Here is a 14,028-nt window from a genome sequence, read left to right as displayed (position 1 = left end):
TCTGGTTGTTGAACGCGCCCGGGGCGCCTGGCAGAAATGCCAGGATGCCCCGGGCGCGTTTTCATTTAAAGTTGCACAGCATCTCGTGCGAGGAGCCGCTACATGGGCGCAACCAACAGGTTAGCCTGCTATTCCGACCCCGCTGACCATTATTCTCATCGGGTACGCCTGGTGCTGGCCGAGAAGGGGGTCAGCGTGCAGGTCATCGATGTCGATCCGGCGCGCCTGCCGCCGAGGCTGGCCGAAGTCAACCCGTACGGCAGCGTGCCGACCCTGGTCGACCGTGACCTGGCCTTGTATGAATCGACCGTGGTGATGGAATACCTCGAGGAGCGTTACCCGCACCCGCCGCTGATGCCGGTGTACCCGGTTGCGCGCGGCAACAGCCGTTTGCTGATGCACCGCATTCAGCGCGACTGGTGTGCCCTGGCCGATAGCGTGCTCGATTCGCGCAGCAGCGAGGCTGCCCGAAGTGAAGCGCGCAAGGCCCTGCGCGAAAGCCTGACCGGTGTTTCGCCATTGTTCAATGAGTTCGCCTGTTTCATGAGCGATGAGCAAAGCCTGGTCGATTGTTGTCTACTGCCCATACTCTGGCGCCTGCCAGTGTTGGGCATCGAGTTGCCCCGGCAAGCCAAACCGCTGCTGGATTACATGGAGCGCCAGTTCGCCCGCGAGCCATTCCAGGCGAGCCTGTCCTCTGTAGAACGTGAAATGCGTAAGCTTTAAGGAGCCGTTGATGAACTCCAGTCGCCCCTATCTGGTTCGAGCACTGTACGAGTGGATCGTCGACAACGATTGCACGCCCCATATGCTGGTCAATGCCGAATACCCTAAGGTGCAGGTACCGGATGGTTTCGCCAGTGATGGCCAGATTGTCCTTAATATCTCGCCAAGTGCGGTGCGCAACCTGCACATGGATAACGACGCGGTCAGTTTCGAGGGCCGTTTCAGTGGCGTGACTCACTCTCTTTTCGTGCCGACAGGCGCCATCCTGGGTATCTATGCCCGGGAAAATGGCCAAGGCATGGTCTTCGAGCTGGAACCGCCGCACATGGAAGAAGATGATCTGGTAGACGATGACCACGTGCAGCCGGATGATGATGGCCCGCCAGAAGGGGGTGGGCAGCCGCCGCGACCGAGTGGCCGGCCTAGTCTGAAAGTGGTCAAGTAATAAAAAAAGGCGACCTTGAAGGGTTAGTGCCAGTCAGTTAAGTAATTGGGGCCGCTTTGCGACCCATCGCGGGCACGCCCGCTCCCACAAGGGATCGCGCATTGCTTGAGTTCAGCGCCAGACGTGTAGGAGCGGGCGTGCCCGCGAAGGGCTGCAAAGCAGCCCCAATAACGCTTAACTGACAGGCATTAACTTCCAAGGGTCGCCTTTTTTAGACCGGGATTGTTGCCTTACCGGCCCAGGGTTCTTCAGTCGATGTACTCGAAGAGTTTGACGATTTTTTGCACGCCCGATACACCCTGTACTACGGCGGTGGCGGAATTGGCCTCCTGCTGGGTCACCAGGCCGAGCAGGTAGACGATACCGTTCTCGGTAATGACCTTGATTCGCGAGCTGGGCACGGCGCTGTCGGTCAGCATCTGGGTCTTGATCTTGGTGGTCAGCCAGGCATCGTTGTTGCGCGCCAGGATCGAAGACGGCTGCATGACCTGCAGCTCGTTGTGCACCTTTTTCACCCGTTGAACCTGGCTGGCGGTTTGCTCGGCAAGGCTCTTGAGGTCGGCGCGCGGGGTTTGGCCAGCCAGCAAGACGATGCCGTTGTAGCTGCTGACAACGATGTGCGAGCCCTTGTCCAGGTCCGGGTTGGCCTTGGAGATGTTGACCGCGGCTTTGGTTTCGATCAGCGAGTCGTCGATCTTGCTGCCGATGGTGCGCGTGCCGCGGTCGTCTTCAATGGGCGAATTGCGGGCAGAGGTGAGTACCGAGCTGCAGCCGGTAACGCTCAGGCACAAAGTCAGGGCCAGCAGGCCAAGGCGCATAGGGGTCATTCTTCACTCCCGAACAGTTGGCTGTCGATCAGGTCGCACAGGCAGTGGATCGCCAGCAGGTGGACTTCCTGGATGCGCGCGGTCACTGTCGAAGGTACGCGGATTTCCACGTCCTCTGGCAGTAGCAGCGAGGCCATGCCGCCGCCGTCGCGCCCCGTCATTGCTACGACAATCATTTCGCGGTCATGCGCGGCCTGGATCGCCTGGATCACGTTGGCCGAGTTACCGCTGGTGGAGATCGCCAGCAGAACATCACCCGGTTGGCCCAGTGCGCGGATCTGCTTGGAAAAGACTTCGTTGTAGCTGTAGTCATTGGCGATCGACGTCAGGGTCGAACTGTCGGTGGTCAAGGCGATGGCCGGCAAGCTCGGGCGTTCGCGCTCGAAGCGGTTGAGCAGTTCCGAGGAAAAGTGCTGGGCGTCGCCGGCCGAGCCGCCGTTGCCACAGGCGAGCATCTTGCCCTCATTGAGCAGCGCATTGACCATGATCAGGCTGGCCTGCTCGATGTGCGGTGCCAGGATGTCCATTGCCTGTTGCTTGGTTTCGATGCTGGCCTGGAACAGCCGGCGAATTCGGGATTGCATGTCCATCTGGTGACCTTAAATGGGGCGGTGGCCTTTGTTACGCGCAACAACGACCAGCCCGCGATACATAGAGCAAAAAAAACGTAGAGGGTTCAGCACTCGAAGGCGTTTTTCAGCCACTGGAGCGGTTTGCCTGCATGGTGACTACCCTGCAGGGCGACAACGTCGAAGCGGCAGGGTTGGTTGCCCCATTGAGGCTCCTTGAGCAAGAACAGGCTGGCCGCATGCACCAGCCGTTTCTGCTTGCGCCCATCGATACTGTCGAGGGCGCCTCCGAAGGCCGCGTGCAGCCGGTAGCGGACTTCGACGAATACTACTGTATCGGCGTCGAGCATGACCAGATCAAGCTCGCCGCCTTTGCATCGCCAGTTGCGCGCCAGCAGCCGCAGGCCTTGCCCCTGAAGGTACTCAAGGGCATGGGTTTCTGCGGCGTGGCCGGCGCTGGTTGGTGATGCTGCAGCCATCAGCGTGGGGTATCAGGCAGGCGCTTGACCTGGCCGCCAGCGAATTCAGCCCATGGCAGTTGGCGCTCCACACGCTGGTTGGCATTGATGCTCAAGCTGCCGGAAAGGCCCTGGACGCGGTTATCCGGCAGCGCCTTCAGTTGGCCCAGGCGCGGTGCCAGGCTGTAGGCATCGACGCCCATGGCGTACAGACGGCCCAGGCTGCCGGCGGCTTGCGGCCACTGCTGAACCACCTGTTGGCGCAGGCTGTTGCTGGTATCGAGCAGCCACGGGGTTTCGCAGAAGCGGATGCCGTTCATGTCGTTGTACTGGTTGACGTCACCGCTGGCGCTGTACAGGTTGGAAGTGGCGTATACCGGTACGTCACCGGCGTACTGGAAGTTCAGGGTCGGCTTGATCTGTTGCGCCTGCTGGGGTGTAGAGGCAAGGAAGATGAAGTCGATGTCCTGGCGGCGCGACGGTTGTGCGGCGATGTTGCCGCCAACCGTGCTTTGCAGGCTCTTGGCGCGGCTTTCGCTCTGGCGCAGCTGGAACAGGTCGGCAATCTGCTGGGCCAGCGCAACCGGTTGCGCAATGCGTTGGGCCGCGAGCACGGTGCCGCCATTGCCTTCCCAGTCCTGGCGGAAGGCAGCCAGCACGCGATCACCCCATTCGCCGCTCGGCACCAGGGCTACGGCGCGGACCATGCCGTCGGCACGGGCGCGACGGGATACTTCGCGTGCTTCGTCCTCGGCCGCCAGGCCGAACTGGAACAATTGCGGTGGGGCCACCTGGCCCGCATCGGCGTAGTTGAGCGCCAGGGTGGTGATCGGCAGTTGCGGTTTGCTGGCCAATTGCTTGACCAGCGGTTTTTCCAGCGGGCCGATGACCAGCTGCACGCCTGCGGCCTGGGCCTGGCGGTAGAAGTCGTCGAGCGAGCCGATGCGCGAGCTGTCGAACACCTGCACTGCAGGGGCGGCTTGGCCAGCCTGCTGGGCCTGGAAGTGGGCGGCCATGAAGCCGTCACGCAGGGCCCGGGCAACCCCGGCCAGTGGCCCTTCCTGGGGCAGCAGCAGGGCGATTTTGGTCAGCGGTTGGCTGGCCAGTTCCTTGAGCTTGACCAGTGGCGCTGGCAGCTGTTTGGCAGCCGGGTGGTCCGGGTGCTGTTTGACCCAGCTCTCGATGGCGCTCTGTTGCTGCTCGAGGGTGCCGGCACTTTTCACCGCCAGGGCCAGGCTGGTCCAGCCGGCCAGGGTCTGATCATTGGCCGGCTGTTGCAGCTGTTCGGCCGGCAGCGAGGCGACCAAGGCCCAGATGGCGTCATTGTTGGCGCTGGCGGCCTGATCGCTGAGCAGCGGGGCCAGCAGAACGCGTTGCTGGGCGGCGGCCAGGGCCTGGCCGTCGGCCTCCAGGGCGGCAGCGTGCACGTAGTAGGTGCGCGCCTGCTGTTCCTTCGGCAGCTCGGGAACGTGCTGCAGGCTTGGGTGGGCCAGGGCGGCCAGGGCAGCCTTGGGTTGGTTGCGGCTCATGGCCAGTTCTGCCGCCAGGGTGCTGGCGAACACTTGCTGGGCCGGCTTGAGCGTGTCCAGCGGGACCTGCTCGAGAATGCGTGCGGCGCGGGGGAAGTCCTTCTGCTTGTAGGCCAGGTCGGCTGCGCTCAGGCGCAGCAGGGCGGCGTCTTGTGCAGACTTGCTGGAAGCAGCCTGCTCGAGCAGTTGCTCGATGCTGGCATCCGGGGTGCGTGGCAGTTCGCCCAGGCTGGATGAGGGCGAGCTGGCGCAGGCTGCCAGCAGGGCAGCGAGGCAGAGGGCTGTGAGCAGCCGCAGGCAAGCGATCATGTAAAGGTCCTGTTACTCGATCAAGTTGGCCGGCAATTGTACCCAAGCACTGGCCGGGGCGCGATGTCGCCGTGTCGATCCTTCACTATAGGTGGCTTGCCGCCGGACGCGTGTGAAGTTCTTTGCGCCCTGTTGCAGGCGCTCGGGCTACAATACCGCCTTTGATCCGACTGACAGGTGTGCGCAGTGACTGATGTGGCAGGGGCTTCTAAATCCACCGTGGGAACGCTGTATGTGGTGGCAACTCCCATCGGCAACCTCGATGACATGAGCGCCCGGGCGCTCAAGGTGCTGGCAGACGTAGCGCTGATCGCGGCCGAAGACACCCGCCATTCGATCCGCCTGCTGCAACACTTTGGCATCGATACGCCACTGGCGGCCTGCCACGAGCATAACGAGCGGGACGAAGGCGGGCGCTTTCTCGGCAAGCTGCTGGCCGGCGAAGATGTGGCGCTGGTTTCCGATGCCGGTACCCCGTTGATTTCCGACCCTGGCTACCACCTGGTGCGCCAGGCGCGGGCTGCCGGCGTCAGCGTGGTGCCGGTGCCGGGCGCCTGCGCCTTGATCGCGGCGTTGTCGGCGGCAGGCCTGCCATCGGACCGTTTCATTTTCGAAGGTTTCCTGCCGGCCAGGCAGGCGGGGCGCCTGGCACGCCTGGAGCAAGTGCGCGAAGAGCCGCGCACGCTGATTTTCTATGAAGCGCCGCACCGTATCCTCGAGTGCCTCCAGGACATGGAAACGGTGTTTGGCGGTGAGCGCCCGGCATTGCTGGCGCGCGAATTGACGAAAACCTTCGAGACGCTCAAGGGCTTGCCTCTGGCCGAGCTGCGGGCGTTCGTCGCCGGTGATAGCAACCAGCAGCGCGGAGAGTGCGTGGTGCTGGTCGGTGGCTGGAGTGCACCGGAGGGCGAGCAAGCCATCAGTAGCGAGGCCCAGCGCGTGCTCGACCTGTTGCTGGCCGAGTTGCCGCTGAAGCGGGCGGCGGCGCTTGCCTCGGAAATTACCGGCGTGCGCAAGAACCTGTTGTATCAACTTGCCCTGGATAAGCAGAAAGCCCAGTAGTGGCAAATTGATATAAATGCTGCTGCCGCTTGTTCTTGAGCGCGTGTGCCGTTAACCTTGTCGGCGGAGAGTCGATCGGACAGTCGCTGCCGTCTTTTGTTCCGCAAAAGATCGGGGGAGGAAAGTCCGGGCTCCACAGGGCAGAGTGCCAGGTAACGCCTGGGAGGCGCGAGCCTACGGAAAGTGCCACAGAAAATAACCGCCTAAGCACTTCGGTGCCGGTAAGGGTGAAAAGGTGCGGTAAGAGCGCACCGCACGGCTGGCAACAGTTCGTGGCTAGGTAAACCCCACTCGGAGCAAGACCAAATAGGGTTCCATCAGGCGTGGCCCGCGTCGGAACCGGGTAGGTTGCTAGAGGCGTCCAGTGATGGCCGTCGTAGAGGAATGACTGTCCTCGACAAAACCCGGCTTACAGATCGACTCTCCACCTTTCTTTTCTGCATCTTTCGATAGCAGACCCCCCTTTGGTAATACCGAAAAAATCTTACTCTTAATAAATTACTTTAAGTTCAAGCCCCAGTGGCTTGTGCAGGTTTGATTTTTCTCGTGTTTTTTTCATTGTGAAATACCTTTCACAATCCTTTAACGCGCTAAATCTCGGTCCTGTAAGGCTTTTCCTTCCGAACGTGCCTTGACGGTGCCTCCGGCGGATTCCTATAGTGTGCGCAAGTGGCAGAAAGTGGGATGAAGTGGGTTTTCTGGCACAAAAAAGATAACATTGTGGGGAATCGCAGCCGTGTTCCGCGGAGCCAACGCCGTCAGTCTCGATGCCAAGGGCCGACTCGCCATGCCGAGCCGGTACCGTGACGAGCTCGATTCGCGTTGCAACGGTCAGCTGATCGTGACCATCGACGCCGTGGACCCGTGCTTGTGTGTTTATCCCCTCGATGAGTGGGAACAGATAGAAGCCAAGTTGCGTGCCTTGCCATCGTTGCGTGAGGAAAACCGCCGCCTGCAGCGATTGCTGATTGGCAATGCGGTAGACCTGGAGCTCGACGGCAGTGGGCGTTTCCTGGTGCCGCCCCGTTTGCGTGAGTACGCCAAGCTCGACAAGAAGGCGATGCTGGTGGGGCAACTGAACAAATTCCAGCTGTGGGATGAAGATGCCTGGAACGTGGTTTCGGCAGCCGACCTTGCAGCTATTCAACAACCGGGCGCCATGCCCGACGAACTGCGTGACCTGATCCTGTGACCATAGATAGCGGCTTCAACCACATTACCGTCCTGCTCGACGAAGCTGTCGAGGCATTGGCCTTGCGCGCCGACGGTTGCTATCTGGACGGCACGTTCGGCCGTGGCGGACACAGCCGCCTGATCCTCAGCAAGCTCGGGCCGCAAGGGCGGCTGCTGGGCTTCGACAAAGACCCACAAGCGATTGCCACAGGGCAAGCGCTGGCGGCCGAAGACGGCCGCTTTGTCATTGTGCAGCGCAGCTTTGCCGAGTTGGGCGCAGAAGTGGCCGAGCGCGGTCTGCATGGCAAGGTCAGCGGCGTGCTGCTGGACCTTGGCGTGTCCTCGCCGCAACTGGACGACCCCGAGCGGGGCTTCAGCTTTCTCAATGATGGCCCGCTGGACATGCGCATGAACCCCGACCAGGGTGTCAGCGCTGCCGAATTCATTGCCACCGCGCCGGTGGAAGAGATTGCCCGCGTGTTCAAGGAGTATGGCGAAGAGCGCTTTGCCGGGCGCATGGCGCGTGCCGTGGTCGAGCGCCGCGAAAAGCAGCCGTTCACCCGCACTGCCGACCTGGCAGAGGTGCTCAAGGTGGCCAACCCGGCCTGGGAAAAGGGCAAAAACCCGGCTACCCGCGCCTTCCAGGGCTTGCGCATCCACGTCAACAACGAACTGGGTGACCTGGAGGCGGGGCTTGAGGCCGCGCTCGACGCGCTCGAAGTCGGCGGTCGGTTGGCGGTCATCAGCTTCCACTCGCTGGAAGACCGTATCGTCAAACTGTTCATGCGCAAACTGGTCAAGGGCGAAGCCGACAACCTGCCACGCAACCTGCCGGTGCAGCACAAGGTCTTCGAGCCCAAGGTCAAGCTCATCGGCAAGGCCCAGTTCGCCTCCGAAGCTGAGCTCAAGGCCAACCCGCGGTCGCGCAGCGCCGTGATGCGTGTGGCGGAGAAGTTGCGGTGAGCAGGCTGTTCGCCAAGCCCTTGCCAGGCGGGAGCTTCCTGATGCTCCTGCTGTTCGTTGCCGTGCTGGTTTCGGCCATTGCGGTGTCCTACAGCGCGCACTGGAACCGCCAGTTGCTCAATACCCTGTACGGTGAGCTGAACGAGCGTGACAAGGCCCAGGCCGAGTGGGGCCGGTTGATCCTCGAGCAGAGCACCTGGACCGCGGCCAGCCGTATCGAAAACCTTGCGTCCGAGCAATTGAAGATGCGCGTGCCTGCGGCTGACGAAGTGCGGATGGTGGCGCCATGATGAAACTCGAAGGCGCACTGTACCCATGGCGTTTCCGCGTGGTCATCGGCCTGCTGGCACTCATGGTCGGCGCGATCTGCTGGCGCATCATCGACCTGCAGGTGGTCGACCGTGACTTCCTCAAGGGCCAGGGCGACGCGCGCAGCCTGCGCCATATCTCGATCCCGGCACACCGTGGGCTGATTACCGACCGCAACGGTGAGCCATTGGCGGTCAGCACCCCGGTCACGACCTTGTGGGCCAACCCCAAGGAAATGCAGGCCTCCAAAGAGCGCTGGCCGCAATTGGCAGCAGCGTTGGGGCAAAACCCGCAGCAGCTGAGCGAGCGCCTGACCCAGCAGGCCAACAAAGAGTTCATCTACCTGGTTCGCGGCCTGACCCCGGAGCAGGGCCAGCACGTGCTCGACCTGAAAGTGCCCGGCGTGTACGGGCTGGAAGAGTTCCGCCGGTTCTACCCGGCCGGTGATGTCACTGCGCATATGGTCGGCTTCACCGACCTGGACGACCACGGGCGCGAGGGGGTCGAGCTGGCCTATGACGAGTGGCTGGCCGGCGTGCCTGGCAAGCGCCAGGTCATCAAGGACCGGCGCGGCCGGCTGATCAAGGATATTCAGGTCACCAAGAACGCCAAGGCCGGGAAGACCTTGGCGTTGTCGATTGACCTGCGTCTGCAGTACCTGGCTACCCGCGAGCTGCGCAACGCCATTGCCGAACAGAACGCCAAGGCCGGCAGCCTGGTGATCATGGACGTCAAGACCGGTGAGGTCCTGGCCATGGTCAACCAGCCGACCTACAACCCCAACAACCGCCGCAGCATGTTCCCGGCGGCCATGCGTAACCGGGCGATCATCGACGTGTTCGAGCCAGGTTCGACGGTAAAGCCGATCTCCATGAGCGCAGCGCTGGAAAGTGGCCGCTGGAAGCCTACCGACAAGGTCGAGGTATACCCCGGCAGCCTGCAGATCGGCCGTTACACCATCAAGGACGTGTCGCGTAGCGAGGGGCCGATCCTCGACCTGACCGGCATCCTGATCAACTCCAGTAACGTGGGCATGAGCAAGATCGCCTTCGACATCGGTGGCGAGGCCATCTACCGCGTGATGTCCCAGGTCGGCCTGGGCCAGTACACCGGCCTTGGTTTCCCGGGTGAGCGTGTCGGCAACCTGCCGAACCACCGCGAGTGGCGTAAGGCCGAGACGGCCACCCTGTCTTACGGCTACGGCGTGTCGGTGACCGCCCTGCAGCTGGTGCATGCCTACGCGGCATTGGCCAACGACGGCAAGATGGTCCCGCTGTCGATCCTCAAGGTGGACAAGGCGCCCGAGGCGGTGCAGGCCATTCCGAAGGAAACCGCAGAAACCATCCAGGGCATGTTGCAGCAGGTGATCGAGGCCCCGCGCGGCGTGTTCCGCGCGCAGGTGCCGTTCTACCACGTGGCCGGCAAGTCCGGTACTGCACGTAAAGCCACGGTGGGTTCCAAGGGTTACACCGAAAACGCCTACCGCTCGCTGTTCGCAGGCTTCGGCCCGATGAGCGATCCGCGTTACGCCATCGTCGTGGTGATCGACGAACCGGGCAAGGGTGGCTACTTCGGTGGCCTGGTTTCGGCACCGGTGTTCAGCAAGGTCATGTCCGGCACCCTACGCCTGATGAACGTGCCGCCAGACAACCTGCCGCCGCCAGCTGCTGCTGCACCTGCCGGGCAACCACAAGTCAATGCTGCCGCTGCCAAGGGAGGGCGTGGATGATGACAATGCCATTGAGCAAACTGTTCGCCCACGCCAGCCGCGACCCGATGATCCGCGAACTGACCCTGGACAGCCGCAACGTGCGCCCGGGTGACCTGTTCCTGGCAGTGCCGGGGGCCAAGGTCGATGGCCGTGAGCACATCGCCGATGCCTTGGCCCGCGGTGCTGCCGCCGTGGCTTATGAAGAGCAGGGCGCCAACGTGCTGCCGTTGACCGATGTGCCGTTGATTCCGGTCAAAGGGCTGATCGCTCAGCTGTCGGATATTGCCGGCCGCTTCTATGGCGAGCCCAGCCGGCAGTTGGACCTGGTCGGCGTGACCGGTACCAACGGCAAGACCAGTGTCACCCAGTTGCTGGCGCAAGCGTTGGACCTGCTCGGCAAGCGCTGCGGCCTGATCGGCACCCTCGGTACCGGGTTCTACGGTAAATTGCAAAGTGGCCGCTTGACCACCCCCGACCCAATTGCCGTGCAGTCCACGCTGTATGACCTGAAAAAGGATGGCGCCAAAGCCGTGGCCATGGAGGTGTCTTCCCATGCCCTGGAACAAGGCCGCGTGGCTGCCCTGGCTTTCGACATTGCGGTGATGACCAACCTGTCCCGCGACCACCTCGACTATCACGGCAGCATGCAGGCGTACGAAGCGGCCAAGGCCAAGCTGTTCGCCTGGCCGAGCCTGCGCTGCCAGGTGGTGAACCTGGACGACGAGTTCGGTCGGCGCCTGGCTCAAGCTTTCGACGATAGAGCGCCGGCAGATGCTATCGAGTCACGGCTGCTCAGCTATAGCCTGGAAAACCGGGACGCGGATCTGTTCTGCACCAAGGCCGAATTCGACGACCATGGCGTGCGCGCCACATTGGTCACTGCCCAGGGTGAGCGCATTCTGCGCAGCCAGCTGTTGGGCCGTTTCAACCTGAGCAACATGCTGGCGGCGGTGGCAACCCTGCTGGCAATGGACTTCGCCCTCGACGAGATTCTCCGCGTCATCCCCAAACTGCAAGGGCCGGTTGGCCGCATGCAGCGCCTGGGTGGCGGTGCCAAGCCATTGGTGGTGGTCGACTACGCACACACGCCCGACGCGCTGGAGAAGGTTCTCGAAGCCCTGCGCCCGCATGCTCACGGCCAGCTGCTGTGCCTGTTCGGCTGCGGCGGCGACCGTGATCGCGGCAAGCGCCCACTGATGGCCGAAGTGGCCGAGCGCCTGGCGGACCGCGTGCTGGTCACCGATGACAACCCGCGTAGCGAAGACCCGCTGCGCATCTTCGACGACATTCGCCCCGGTTTTGCCAAGCCTGCCGAGGTGGAATTCATCGCTGGCCGCGGCGCGGCCATTGCGCACCTGATTGCCACCGCTGCTGCCGACGACGTGATCGTGTTGGCCGGCAAGGGGCACGAGGATTATCAAGAGATCAACGGCGAGCGCCATGATTTCTCCGACTTGATCGAAGCCGAAAAGGCACTTGCAGCCTGGGAGGCTCCACATGCTTAAGCCCATGTCACTCAGCCAGCTGGCCCCGCTGCTGAACGGTCAGCAGATCGGCGCAGATGCGGCGTTCACCGGCGTCAGCATCGACAGCCGCAGTGTCAGTACCGGGCAACTGTTCGTTGCCCTGGCCGGCCCGCGTTTCGACGGCCACGACTACCTGGCCGATGTCAAAGCCAAGGGTGCCGTCGCGGCGCTGGTCGAGCGCGAGGTGGCCGATGTCGACCTGCCGCAATTGCGCGTGGCTGACTGCCGCCTGGCCCTGGGCCAGCTCGGGGCACTGAACCGTGCCGCCTATGACAAGCCGGTGGTGGCCATTACCGGCTCCAGCGGCAAGACCACAGTCAAGGAAATGCTTGCCAGCATCCTGCGTACCCGTGGCCTGGTGCACGCCACCCGTGGCAACCTCAACAACGACCTCGGTGCGCCGCTGACCCTGCTGGAAATCGCCGCGGAGCACAGTGCTGCGGTGATCGAGCTGGGCGCTTCGCGCATCGGTGAAATTCGCTACACCGTCGGGCTGACCCGGCCGCAGGTGGTCGTCATCAACAACGCGGGTACCGCCCACGTTGGCGAGTTCGGCGGCCCGGAGAAAATCGTCGAAGCCAAAGGCGAGATTCTTGAAGGCCTGGGCGAGGGCGGTATCGCCATTCTCAACCTGGACGACAAGGCGTTCGCAACCTGGAAGGCCCGTGCCGGGGCCCACAAGGTCATCAGCTTCGCCCGCAGCGACGCCCGTGCCGATTTCCATGCCAGCGCCATAGGGCGCGACGCCCGTGGTTGCCCGTCATTTCAGCTGCATGGCGCCGGCGAGGTGGCCCAGGTACAGCTCAATGTGCTCGGTGAGCACAATGTCAGCAACGCCCTGGCCGCTGCCGCCGCTGCCCATGCCGTTGGTGTGAGCCTGGCAGGCATTGCGGCTGGCCTTGCGGCGGTACAGCCGGTCAAGGGCCGCACCGTGGCGCAGATCGCGCCCAGTGGTGTGCGTGTGATCGACGACAGTTACAACGCAAATCCCACCTCGATGTGCGCGGCCATTGATATACTCGCCGGCTTCCCCGGCCGCACCGTCCTGGTGCTTGGGGATATCGGCGAATTGGGGCAGTGGGCGGAAGAAGGCCACCGGCAGGTCGGCGACTACGCGCGCGGCAAGGTCGACGCCCTGTATGCAGTGGGTTCCAACATGAAACATGCGGTCGAGGCGTTCGGCGCCAATGGCCGTCATTTCGCTACTCAAGCTGAGCTGATCGATGCAGTTACTGCCGAGAACGCCAGCGACACCACTATTTTGATCAAGGGCTCGCGCAGCGCTGCGATGGAAAACGTCGTGGCGGCTTTGTGCGGTGCCAGCGGGGAGAAACATTAATGCTGCTGCTGTTGGCCGAGTATCTGCAACAGTTCCACAAAGGCTTCGCGGTCTTTCAGTACCTGTCCCTGCGCGGGATTCTGGGTGTACTGACCGCGTTGTCCCTGGCGCTGTGGCTGGGGCCGTGGATGATTCGTACGCTGCAAATTCGCCAGATCGGCCAGGCCGTACGTAACGACGGCCCGCAATCGCACCTGTCCAAGTCCGGCACCCCGACCATGGGCGGCGCACTGATTCTGTCGGCCATCGCTGTCAGCACCCTGCTGTGGGCCGACCTGAGCAACCGCTACGTCTGGGTGGTGCTGATCGTCACCCTGGCCTTCGGTGCCATCGGCTGGGTCGACGACTACCGCAAGGTGATCGAAAAGAATTCCCGGGGCCTGCCAAGCCGCTGGAAGTACTTCTGGCAGTCGGTGTTCGGCCTGGCGGCGGCGGTGTTCCTGTACAAGACCGCACCGACCAGCGTCGAAACCACGCTGATCCTGCCATTCATCAAGGACGTTACCATTCCGCTGGGCGTCGGCTTCGTGGTGCTGACCTACTTCGTCATCGTCGGCTCCAGCAACGCGGTCAACCTCACCGACGGCCTCGACGGCCTGGCCATCATGCCCACGGTGATGGTCGGCGGCGCGCTGGGCATCTTCTGCTACCTGTCGGGTAACGTGAAATTCGCCGAGTACCTGTTGATTCCCTACGTGCCTGGCTCGGGCGAACTGATCGTGTTCTGTGGCGCCTTGATCGGTGCCGGCCTGGGTTTTTTGTGGTTCAACACCTACCCGGCACAAGTCTTCATGGGTGACGTCGGCGCGCTGGCGCTGGGCGCTGCCCTGGGCACTATCGCGGTGATCGTGCGCCAGGAAATCGTGCTGTTCATCATGGGCGGCATCTTTGTCGTGGAAACCCTGTCGGTGGTGATTCAAGTCGCCTCGTTCAAGCTGACCGGCAAACGGGTGTTCCGCATGGCACCGATCCACCACCACTTTGAACTCAAGGGCTGGCCAGAGCCACGCGTAATCGTCCGCTTCTGGATCATCACTGTGATCCTGGTGCTGATCGGCCTTGCCACCCTGAAACTGAGGTAG

General features: G+C 62.7%; 14 protein-coding genes and 1 other RNA gene. 11 read left to right on the top strand and 4 right to left on the bottom strand.

Annotation, left to right across the window (positions count from 1 at the left end):
• Positions 1-102: 102 nt before the first annotated feature.
• Positions 103-726 carry a glutathione S-transferase N-terminal domain-containing protein gene (locus GEV39_RS20085; protein ID WP_054913251.1) on the top strand — a complete coding sequence of 208 codons (624 nt, stop codon included), beginning with the start codon at positions 103-105 and terminating at the stop codon, positions 724-726.
• 10 nt (positions 727-736) lie between these two features.
• Entirely contained in the window at positions 737-1,171 is a 435-nt protein-coding gene (locus GEV39_RS20080; protein WP_173890973.1) for a ClpXP protease specificity-enhancing factor, read from the top strand.
• 248 nt (positions 1,172-1,419) lie between these two features.
• On the opposite strand, the gene GEV39_RS20075 is transcribed toward GEV39_RS20080, so the two are convergent.
• The 4 genes from GEV39_RS20075 to GEV39_RS20060 all read right to left on the bottom strand — a co-directional run bounded on the left by GEV39_RS20075 (position 1,420) and on the right by GEV39_RS20060 (position 4,863).
• Entirely contained in the window at positions 1,420-1,998 is a 579-nt protein-coding gene (locus GEV39_RS20075) for a BON domain-containing protein (protein WP_009684429.1), read from the bottom strand.
• Complete coding sequence (locus GEV39_RS20070; RefSeq protein ID WP_173890972.1) at positions 1,995-2,588, bottom strand: phosphoheptose isomerase; 594 nt, start codon at positions 2,586-2,588, stop codon at positions 1,995-1,997. The genes GEV39_RS20075 and GEV39_RS20070 overlap by 4 nt, the downstream gene beginning before the upstream one ends.
• A gap of 86 nt (positions 2,589-2,674) precedes the next feature.
• Positions 2,675-3,046, bottom strand: a complete 372-nt coding sequence (locus GEV39_RS20065) for a YraN family protein (RefSeq protein ID WP_173890971.1) — start codon at positions 3,044-3,046, stop codon at positions 2,675-2,677.
• Positions 3,046-4,863 carry a penicillin-binding protein activator gene (locus GEV39_RS20060; RefSeq protein ID WP_173890970.1) on the bottom strand — a complete coding sequence of 606 codons (1,818 nt, stop codon included), beginning with the start codon at positions 4,861-4,863 and terminating at the stop codon, positions 3,046-3,048. Before GEV39_RS20060 ends, GEV39_RS20065 begins: the two co-directional genes overlap by 1 nt.
• Positions 4,864-5,049: 186 nt before the next feature.
• Between GEV39_RS20060 and rsmI the strand changes: the two genes are divergently transcribed.
• From rsmI to mraY, 9 genes are all read left to right on the top strand, one after another.
• Positions 5,050-5,925: a 16S rRNA (cytidine(1402)-2'-O)-methyltransferase gene (gene rsmI, locus GEV39_RS20055; protein ID WP_173890969.1), complete on the top strand. Its 876-nt coding sequence runs from the start codon at positions 5,050-5,052 to the stop codon at positions 5,923-5,925.
• Between the two features lie 67 nt (positions 5,926-5,992).
• Positions 5,993-6,353: RNase P RNA component class A (gene rnpB / locus GEV39_RS20050), an RNA gene on the top strand.
• A gap of 308 nt (positions 6,354-6,661) precedes the next feature.
• Positions 6,662-7,117, top strand: coding sequence for a division/cell wall cluster transcriptional repressor MraZ (mraZ, locus tag GEV39_RS20045; protein ID WP_021784148.1), 456 nt, complete (start codon positions 6,662-6,664; stop codon positions 7,115-7,117).
• On the top strand, positions 7,114-8,061 hold the full coding sequence (rsmH, locus tag GEV39_RS20040) for a 16S rRNA (cytosine(1402)-N(4))-methyltransferase RsmH (RefSeq protein ID WP_009684422.1): 948 nt from the start codon (positions 7,114-7,116) through the stop codon (positions 8,059-8,061). The genes mraZ and rsmH overlap by 4 nt, the downstream gene beginning before the upstream one ends.
• On the top strand, positions 8,058-8,351 hold the full coding sequence (gene ftsL, locus GEV39_RS20035) for a cell division protein FtsL (protein ID WP_009684421.1): 294 nt from the start codon (positions 8,058-8,060) through the stop codon (positions 8,349-8,351). The genes rsmH and ftsL overlap by 4 nt, the downstream gene beginning before the upstream one ends.
• Positions 8,351-10,099: a peptidoglycan D,D-transpeptidase FtsI family protein gene (locus GEV39_RS20030; RefSeq protein ID WP_161893096.1), complete on the top strand. Its 1,749-nt coding sequence runs from the start codon at positions 8,351-8,353 to the stop codon at positions 10,097-10,099. Before ftsL ends, GEV39_RS20030 begins: the two co-directional genes overlap by 1 nt.
• The gene (locus GEV39_RS20025) at positions 10,096-11,586 is read left to right on the top strand and encodes a UDP-N-acetylmuramoyl-L-alanyl-D-glutamate--2,6-diaminopimelate ligase (RefSeq protein WP_457254268.1); all 1,491 of its coding nucleotides are present in this window, start codon (positions 10,096-10,098) and stop codon (positions 11,584-11,586) included. The genes GEV39_RS20030 and GEV39_RS20025 overlap by 4 nt, the downstream gene beginning before the upstream one ends.
• Positions 11,579-12,946 carry a UDP-N-acetylmuramoyl-tripeptide--D-alanyl-D-alanine ligase gene (locus GEV39_RS20020; RefSeq protein ID WP_173890968.1) on the top strand — a complete coding sequence of 456 codons (1,368 nt, stop codon included), beginning with the start codon at positions 11,579-11,581 and terminating at the stop codon, positions 12,944-12,946. Before GEV39_RS20025 ends, GEV39_RS20020 begins: the two co-directional genes overlap by 8 nt.
• Positions 12,946-14,028: a phospho-N-acetylmuramoyl-pentapeptide-transferase gene (mraY, locus tag GEV39_RS20015; protein ID WP_003251852.1), complete on the top strand. Its 1,083-nt coding sequence runs from the start codon at positions 12,946-12,948 to the stop codon at positions 14,026-14,028. The genes GEV39_RS20020 and mraY overlap by 1 nt, the downstream gene beginning before the upstream one ends.

Source organism: Pseudomonas sp. NY5710 (genome assembly GCF_013305665.1).
Lineage (GTDB): Bacteria > Pseudomonadota > Gammaproteobacteria > Pseudomonadales > Pseudomonadaceae > Aquipseudomonas > Aquipseudomonas juntendi.
The sequence above is the reverse complement of the archived record's forward strand: the minus strand, read 5'-3'. Positions and strand labels throughout refer to the sequence as shown.